At 50.4% G+C, this 7376-nt stretch carries 7 protein-coding genes; all 7 read left to right on the top strand.

The features are described 5' to 3' along the window. Window positions 1-86: 86 nt before the first annotated feature. The 7 genes from DQ230_RS16430 to DQ230_RS16410 all read left to right on the top strand — a co-directional run bounded on the left by DQ230_RS16430 (window position 87) and on the right by DQ230_RS16410 (window position 7046). Window positions 87-1127, top strand: a complete 1041-nt coding sequence (locus DQ230_RS16430) for a replication initiation protein (RefSeq protein ID WP_113913652.1) — start codon at window positions 87-89, stop codon at window positions 1125-1127. Window positions 1128-1132: 5 nt separating this feature from the next. Next, entirely contained in the window at window positions 1133-1510 is a 378-nt protein-coding gene (locus tag DQ230_RS17550; protein WP_420820897.1) for a helix-turn-helix domain-containing protein, read from the top strand. 163 nt (window positions 1511-1673) lie between these two features. Beyond that, entirely contained in the window at window positions 1674-2621 is a 948-nt protein-coding gene (locus DQ230_RS16425) for a DNA cytosine methyltransferase (protein WP_113913651.1), read from the top strand. Further along, complete coding sequence (locus tag DQ230_RS16420) at window positions 2618-3589, top strand: DNA cytosine methyltransferase (RefSeq protein WP_113913650.1); 972 nt, start codon at window positions 2618-2620, stop codon at window positions 3587-3589. The genes DQ230_RS16425 and DQ230_RS16420 overlap by 4 nt, the downstream gene beginning before the upstream one ends. Further along, on the top strand, window positions 3586-4818 hold the full coding sequence (locus tag DQ230_RS16415) for an HNH endonuclease (protein ID WP_113913649.1): 1233 nt from the start codon (window positions 3586-3588) through the stop codon (window positions 4816-4818). Before DQ230_RS16420 ends, DQ230_RS16415 begins: the two co-directional genes overlap by 4 nt. 194 nt (window positions 4819-5012) lie before the next feature. Continuing rightward, a complete protein-coding gene (locus tag DQ230_RS17190) occupies window positions 5013-5324 on the top strand; it encodes a hypothetical protein (RefSeq protein ID WP_162497493.1) in 312 nt (103 codons plus the stop codon). A gap of 306 nt (window positions 5325-5630) precedes the next feature. Then, the gene (locus DQ230_RS16410; protein WP_162497492.1) at window positions 5631-7046 is read left to right on the top strand and encodes a hypothetical protein; all 1416 of its coding nucleotides are present in this window, start codon (window positions 5631-5633) and stop codon (window positions 7044-7046) included. Window positions 7047-7376: the final 330 nt, after the last annotated feature.

Here is a 7376-nt window from a genome sequence, read left to right as displayed (position 1 = left end):
AAAGTGGGTTATGGGGCCGCTAAAGTGGGTTATGGGGCTGATATGTGGGATTTGACTCGGTGGATAAACCCACCTAATAAAATCACATGGGAAAAACACTCGAAGTAGCCACCGATAGAGCCTTTGATAGTCGTGCCGGTGTTATCCCGCGCGAGATGGCTAAAGGCGTTTTTATCAACGGCGCACTGGGGGCGCAGGCCACCAAAACCTTACATTTGATGATTGACCATGCAGCGGGTCGGATGGGCAACGACTGCTGGCATGAAATGCACCTACGGGACATACGCAAGGTCACCGGAATGCGGAATCATGATCTTGGTAGCCTCCGCGATATGATCCACGAGATCGCCGCCACCTCGTTCAGCTTTGAAGTTGATCTATCGGATAGCCGCCGCAAAGAAGGGATTGGCACATTCCTCGACGGCGGCGAGCTTGTCTATGATCGCGAAGACGAAGGCAACCTGACTGTCCGTTGGCACTTCGGGATTGTGTTCCGAACGCTGGCACTGGAATCAAATCATTGGGCAATTCTCGACCGTCAGGCTTTCTACGCCATGACATCAAAATACTCCCTTGCCCTATTCCAGCAGATCAGCGCCATGGTGCGAATGAAGCATGTCACGAGCTGCACCTATGACGTGACCGATCTGCGGCGGATCATGGGTGTTGCTCCGGGCAAAGTGACAAGATGGGCTGACTTCAACCGCGATGCGCTGAAACCAGCGCTGGCCGAGATTAGCCAGCTGACCCGATTTGATGTGTCGGCAAGGTTCATCAAAGCGGGGCGCCGTATCGAGAAGGTTGTCATCGAGTGGATAGAAAAACCTGACCTGACCAAAGTGAAAGCCGAACAGGACCGCCCAAAGGTTGGACGGAAGGCGCGGCGGGACGGAACGGCGGAAGTGATAGCGCGGACATTTCCTGCATCTGGTTCAGTGAAAGACGTGCAACCATGGGACAAGATCGCAAGGGATAACGCACCCCTCATTGACGGTCGGCATGTGCCAGATTTGCGGGTACTGTCCGACAAGTTTCGCAAGTGGTGCGCAGAGAAGTCGATCCCATTAGACGCTACCAGCATCGAGAAGTCATTCATGACTTGGTGCAAAAGCTATTCAGCGAGGTGATTACGATGCCCAGTGAGCGCTCAGCAAACATGCCCATGTCTCCCGCCCATGCCGCCCAGTCAAAGAACGTGTCGCGGCGCACGATTATGAGGGCGATAGAAACCCTTGATTTAAGAGCTGCTAGGGACAATCGAAACCACTGGAAGATTGATCCGCAAGATCTTGATAGGTGGGCAGATGCTCAGTGCGCGCCCAGTGAACATGTCCACCCCGTATTGCCCGCTATGCCCACTCCAGATTTGGAGGCAAAATTAGCCGTAGCAGAAGCACAACGCGATGCGGCCAGAGAGCAGTTGGCTGGGGTTCAAGAGGACCGCGATAGATGGCGTGAAATGGCGGAGAAGTTAGCCGACAAGCCCCGCCGAAGCTGGTGGTGGCGCTAGCGTTTATGGAAGATACGCTTATAACGACCTATAAAGCTTTTTGGTCTCTTCATGCAGGTCTGCTGAAGAACCAAAAAGAAGATTATCAAAGCTATAAACTACGGACCTATAGACTTATGCACCTGAATTTAATCGTAATCTTCTCGGAATGGCGTGTGAACCCATGAGGGTAGTATCACTCTTTAGTGGAGCGGGCGGGTTGGACTTAGGGCTAATTCAGTCAGGACATAAGATCGTTTGGGCAAATGATTTCGATGCCGATTGCGTGAAGACATATGCTCATAATATTGGGAGCCACGCCATTTTAGCGCCCATTGAAAATGTGCCTTCTGAAGAAATTCCCAACTGTGACGTCGTGGTGGGCGGATTTCCTTGCCAAGGCTTCTCTCAAGCTAACCGTTTGAGGGTCGGAGATGATCCACGAAATAGTCTCTACAAAGAGTTTCTTAGGGTCATAACTGACAAGCAACCCAAATGGTTTCTTGCTGAAAATGTACGTGGAATTTTAAGCCTTGATGGTGGTGATGCCATCAAGAAGATAGAAGACGATTTCTCGCGCGCTGGGTATCGGGTACAGAAAAGGCTCTTCAACACTGCCGACTATGGTGTTCCTCAATCTCGACGTCGAGTCATCATTGCCGGGACTCGTAAGGATTTGCCTGAGGCGTTGGATTATTGTTATCCGGAGCCGACACACGATGCCAAAGGTTCAGGTAACTTGAAAAAGTGGGTTTCCATTGGGACAGCATTGGCAAACATTCCTGAGCCAGAAAGTGACCACCAATTGGTAAACCACATCTGCTCACTGTATAAAGTTACAAACAGGAACTTTACCGGCCACAGAACAACTGATCCGGACAAGCCGTCACCAACAATTTTGGCACGTGGCAATGGCGGTGGGGGCGTCTGTGCCATACAGCACCCCCAAAACCACCGGCGTATGTCCATTCGTGAGCAAGCGGTAGTTCAGTCTTTTCCCTTAGATTTTGAATTTCTTGGTCAAATGAACTCATGTTACCGGCAAGTTGGAAATGCAGTTCCAGTCTTGTTTGGAAAATACTTGGGCGAACAACTCAGCACGTTAGCGAAGATGGAGCGCGTATCTTTATGAAAATCATTTCTCTCTTTAGTGGCGCTGGTGGGTTGGACTTGGGCCTCATAAAGGCTGGGCATACAATAATTTGGGCCAATGATATTTTCATTGATGCTGTTGCGACCTACCGCCGCAATATCGGGGATCATGTTGATACGCGTGACATCTGCGACATTCCTTCCTCTGAAATTCCAGAGGCTGATGTCGTTGTAGGTGGCTTCCCTTGTCAGGGGTTTTCAGTAGCCAATCGCGGGCGAACCGTTTTGGATGAACGAAATAAATTATATATCGAAATGGTCCGTGTCGTTACTGACAAGCAGCCCAAATTTTTCATTGCTGAGAATGTCAAAGGCCTCGTATCGTTAGGAAAAGGGGAGGTTCTGAGACAGATCGAAGCCGACTTTTCAGACGCTGGCTACAGAACAGTTTGGAAAGTTCTTAACTCTGCAGATTTTGGCGCGCCACAAAAGAGAATGCGCTTCGTTATGTTGGGCGTTCGCAATGACCTATCTGAAGCCGAATTCTTTTTTCCGCCGAAGCCAACCCACCAAGACCCAAAATCTAAATCTAGAGATTTAAAGTTGAAACCATGGTTGACGGTCGGCAAAGCACTCGCCCACATCCCTGAGCCAGAGGATGCGCCAAATTTGCCTAATCATGAATTTTCTAAGTACAAACTCCGGTTCAACGGACATATTGGGCATCGCGTGATCGACGCCAACAAACCTGCGCCAACAGTTACTGGGCGAGGAGATGAAAAAGGCGGTGTTGTCGTTCTTCATCACCCAAACAATCACCGAAGGATGTCGGCCCGAGAACTTGCGGCTGTCCAATCTTTTCCAGATGACTTCGTTTTTGAAGGAACAAAAACCTCTGCGTATAGACAGATCGCAAATGCAGTTCCTCCTGCTCTTGGCTACGCAATCGGTGTAATGTTGTCCAAAAACGCCGCGCGCAATTTTCAGAGTGTTGATCTCGCTGTATGAGCATTCCTGTTAAACCCTTCCCATCATACAAGTGGCGATGGCTAAGTGTTGCACCAAGCGAGGGCTTGCTCAAAGCTCCAGTATTTTTGGGTGTTATCCGAGCTTTGAGCCAATTTGAGGGCGATGCCTTCAACTCAGATAGACTAATCGAAGAGCTTGATAGGGTTCGGCGGGACACAAACACTGACATTAATTTGGCCCGAACCGGTGATCGTAACCTTATTCGGAACTCCGGCCAGTATTGGCGCGGAACAGGCTTACTAACAGCAAAAAGGGGTGAAGTAGAATTAACAGACTTCGGACGCCAAGTAGCATTAGGCAGAATTACAAATGATGAGTTTGCTGCGTTAATGGTGCGGAATACTGTTCTGCCCAATCCAGCCACATATGGCGCTGATGAGGTTGCTAACTGGCGAAGGGTAGGGCTTCGGATCAAACCATTTGAACTAATTTTGGCTGTAATGGATAGGCTTGGGCGTACCTACGGTGTGCCTGAAGCCTTCTTGTCTTCAAATGAGTTAATAAGTGTCGTCATACCCTTAGCCGGTACAAAGGCCACAGTCGAGAAAACAGTAGAATCTGTTTTCGAATTCCGTAAAGGGCGTCTGGATGTTTCCGAATGGCCAGATTGTGTACCAGCAGCAAACGACAAACGATTGGCTAGAGAATTTCTACTCTTCTTAGCAAACTTTGGGATTTGCCAAATAGATCAAACTGCCGATCGGTACGAACAAAGGTTCTACCTTGATGAAGTGATGAATGCCGAAATGCAGCAGGGTGATGAACAGTCATTTCTTGAAAACATTGAGCGTATTGACGAAGAGGTCGCCACGTCTCGCAATTCCGAAATCCCCTTGATCATCGAACGTACCCGCGTTTCAGCGAGCGTTCTCCGCCGCCCCAATCAGTCAAGATTTAGACGAGATGTACTCGATGCAGGTGCAAGACGCTGTATCTTAACACAAGAACCAACCCTTGAGGTCTTAGAAGCTGCGCATATCATTCCTGTAGGCAATGGTGGTACTGACCTGGTCGGTAATGGCCTGTGTATGCGGGTCGACATTCACCGTCTATATGATAGCGGTAAAATCAGGATTGCCCCCAATGGCAGCGTTACGCTGCATGAACAGATTGAATACGCTATCAGCTATGCTGACCTTCCGAAGCGGGTTAATTTTCCACAGGAAATCAGGGCCGAAAACCTAGAATGGCGTTCCCGATACGCCTAACGTTTCTGATATGCGATCCACCTTGCAAAAGTCTTTCTTAACTTACGTCGGCGTGTCGGTCAGCACCCGCATACACTACAGATACCGCGCCTCGCTGGGAAGCTGTTTTGCTATTGCGTCTAGAGCCTTAACCCACTTGCCTACATACGCCCTGATGCTATCATATTGGTGGTGTATTATGGCGGGAATTTCACATGCTCATCAAAGATTTTCATGATGAATGGACACAGAATATCTGTGGTGATCTAGAGATTTATAGAGGTAAGTACCTTGAGTATTTCGAAGATAATTACTCAGAATCCCTCGAGATCAGCCCTGAAGACTGGGGCCGATTTCTTGGTTTTTTAGATTTCTATAATTATTCACGGTCGCTATGCGCAAAAAAGAATGAGCTTCAAGTTCCAGTACAAGAGCTGGTGCCTTCTTTAGCTTGGATACGATATATACTTTTCCCCGATGAACATCCTCATCCAGATGATATCGAAGAAGACTTACCCGCCCCTTGACCTCGCGTTGATCCAGCATTTCATACCATCATAGTCACGCATTATTAACCTTACTTCAATCCCTGCCTGACACCGCCCACCATGGGGCAGGTGCATGTAGGGTTTGAGACGCCATTGGCGTCTTGGCAAAGCGCGGCCCGCAGGGTTGCAAGCTGCGCAGATCGTGGCCGCAGGTTACAAGATCGGAGAAGCAATTGAGGGGGCTATCCCTCACCCGCTCTTTTTTGGTATGACGCAGGAAGGACAAAAAAGGGATAGCGGGTATGCCTTCTTACAGAAGGCATACCTTAGCGTAAAAGAATATGTATGAGCACTAAAGGTTTGGCGGGATCTGTTCGGGTTAATTCTCTCGATCAGGAAAGCACATCTGCCATGGAAAGTCACGAGCTGAGACTGGATTATTCCGGCCAACTTCGCTCCATCGAACCCCAAAATGAGGCGCTGTTCTATCGGCCTTACGGGAACGATCTATCCATCTCCGAAAGCTACAAAAAGCACGTTGAGGGGGCCAGACGAAACACCTCGGCCAGCAAACTTCTGCGCCATGCCTTCGTCCAGTTTCCCACCAGCATCGAGATTACGCCACAGACCCAAGAGATGATGCTCAGGGAAGCGGTGGCATTCATCAACAAGACACATGGCGGGCGGGCTGTGTTCCATGCGCGGATAGATCGGGACGAGAGAGGCAAGCACGGTGTCGATGTGTTCTTTGCCCCGCGCTACGAGAAGAGAACAGCCAAGGATGTGACGGACTGGATCAGCCTGACAAAGTTCGGGAAAGAAGGCGCACGGGAACGTCTCGGCCAAAAGCAGGAAGAAAAATACAACAAGAAAACCAAAGAGTGGGAACCGCAGTTCAAGACGGACGGCAGCCCGAAGATGGTCTGGCAGGACAGCGCGCATTTTCAGGGTCAGGTGCTTCAGGACGAGTGGTTTGAGCATCTGCGCGATGTGGTTGGGCTGGATTGGGTTCTGCGCGGGGAAAAGAAGGTTGGCCGTGATCCTGACCGGCTGGAACCGGAGGAATACAAGCTCAAGCAAGAACGGGAGAAGCTGGCGCAGGACAAGCTACGGTTCGAGGCGGAGAAAGCCGAAGAGGCGGCACGTCTCTCAGAAACCGTGGAGTGGGTCGAGCGCAGTGTCAAAAACCTCTCAGCCTCCATCGATAGGGTGCAGGACGGCACCTACGACACGGCCCTCTCGCCCGCCGATATGCCGGATCAGCCTAAACGGTTTGAAGTCCTCAAAGAGGCCGCCCCTGACAAGCGCCCGACACTGGGGTTTCGAGCGCGGTTTTGGGGGCTAAACTTTGCGGATGGTCGCGGTCCAGCGCCTTTGCCCGCAAAAATACGCGCCGCCCTCACCAAAGCGTTCGACAGAGTGGCCTCATGGGCCTCTGAGCTACGTGAGGCCAGACAGGAAGCGGAAAGAGCCTCTAGGGCCGCTACAGAGGCCGCTACGGCCTTTCTAGAGGCCACAGAGGAGGAAGCAGCCCAGATCCTTACAGATGCGCATGAGGAGGGCGACAGACTGGCTTCGGTTGATGTGCGTCTCCAGACCTATGCGACGCGCCATGAGGTCTTGTTGGATGCTATGAAATCAAATCTGAACCCAGACGATTTTGAGAGGGCCATGACCTCTGCCCGAAAGAACTGGGCCGCTGATCCGCGCAACCCCGATGCAGAGAAACCGACCTCGAACAGTCCCGCCCTTGGATCCTGATTTCACTTCTCAGCAATCCGCGCTTTGCCATGAGTCCGAGGCAAATGAAAAAGAATTACCGCTGCGTTTGTACTCAAAACCAGTCCAAATATTTACAAAAAAGCGCGTAGCGCCTTCTTGTTCTATAAGTTCTATAAGTTCACGCTCCACAACACATTGATTTTATTGATAATTACCTTCTAAAAGTGGGTTATGGGGCCGCTAAAGTGGGTTATGGGGCCGCTAAAGTGGGTTATGGGGCTGATATGTGGGATTTGACTCGGTGGATAAACCCACCTAATAAAATCACATGGGAAAAACACTCGAAGTAGCCACCGATAGAGCCTTTGA

Source organism: Roseovarius dicentrarchi, assembly GCF_003316635.1.
GTDB lineage: Bacteria > Pseudomonadota > Alphaproteobacteria > Rhodobacterales > Rhodobacteraceae > Roseovarius > Roseovarius dicentrarchi.
The sequence above is the reverse complement of the archived record's forward strand: the minus strand, read 5'-3'. Positions and strand labels throughout refer to the sequence as shown.

What these genes read in the sequence shown, in the direction of transcription:
- DQ230_RS16430 (WP_113913652.1), top strand. Translation starts at nt 87, where the DNA reads ATGGGAAAAACACTCGAAGTAGCCACCGATAGAGCCTTTGATAGTCGT.
- DQ230_RS17550 (WP_420820897.1), top strand. Translation starts at nt 1,133, where the DNA reads ATGCCCAGTGAGCGCTCAGCAAACATGCCCATGTCTCCCGCCCATGCC.
- DQ230_RS16425 (WP_113913651.1), top strand. Translation starts at nt 1,674, where the DNA reads ATGAGGGTAGTATCACTCTTTAGTGGAGCGGGCGGGTTGGACTTAGGG.
- DQ230_RS16420 (WP_113913650.1), top strand. Translation starts at nt 2,618, where the DNA reads ATGAAAATCATTTCTCTCTTTAGTGGCGCTGGTGGGTTGGACTTGGGC.
- DQ230_RS16415 (WP_113913649.1), top strand. Translation starts at nt 3,586, where the DNA reads ATGAGCATTCCTGTTAAACCCTTCCCATCATACAAGTGGCGATGGCTA.
- DQ230_RS17190 (WP_162497493.1), top strand. Translation starts at nt 5,013, where the DNA reads ATGCTCATCAAAGATTTTCATGATGAATGGACACAGAATATCTGTGGT.
- DQ230_RS16410 (WP_162497492.1), top strand. Translation starts at nt 5,631, where the DNA reads ATGAGCACTAAAGGTTTGGCGGGATCTGTTCGGGTTAATTCTCTCGAT.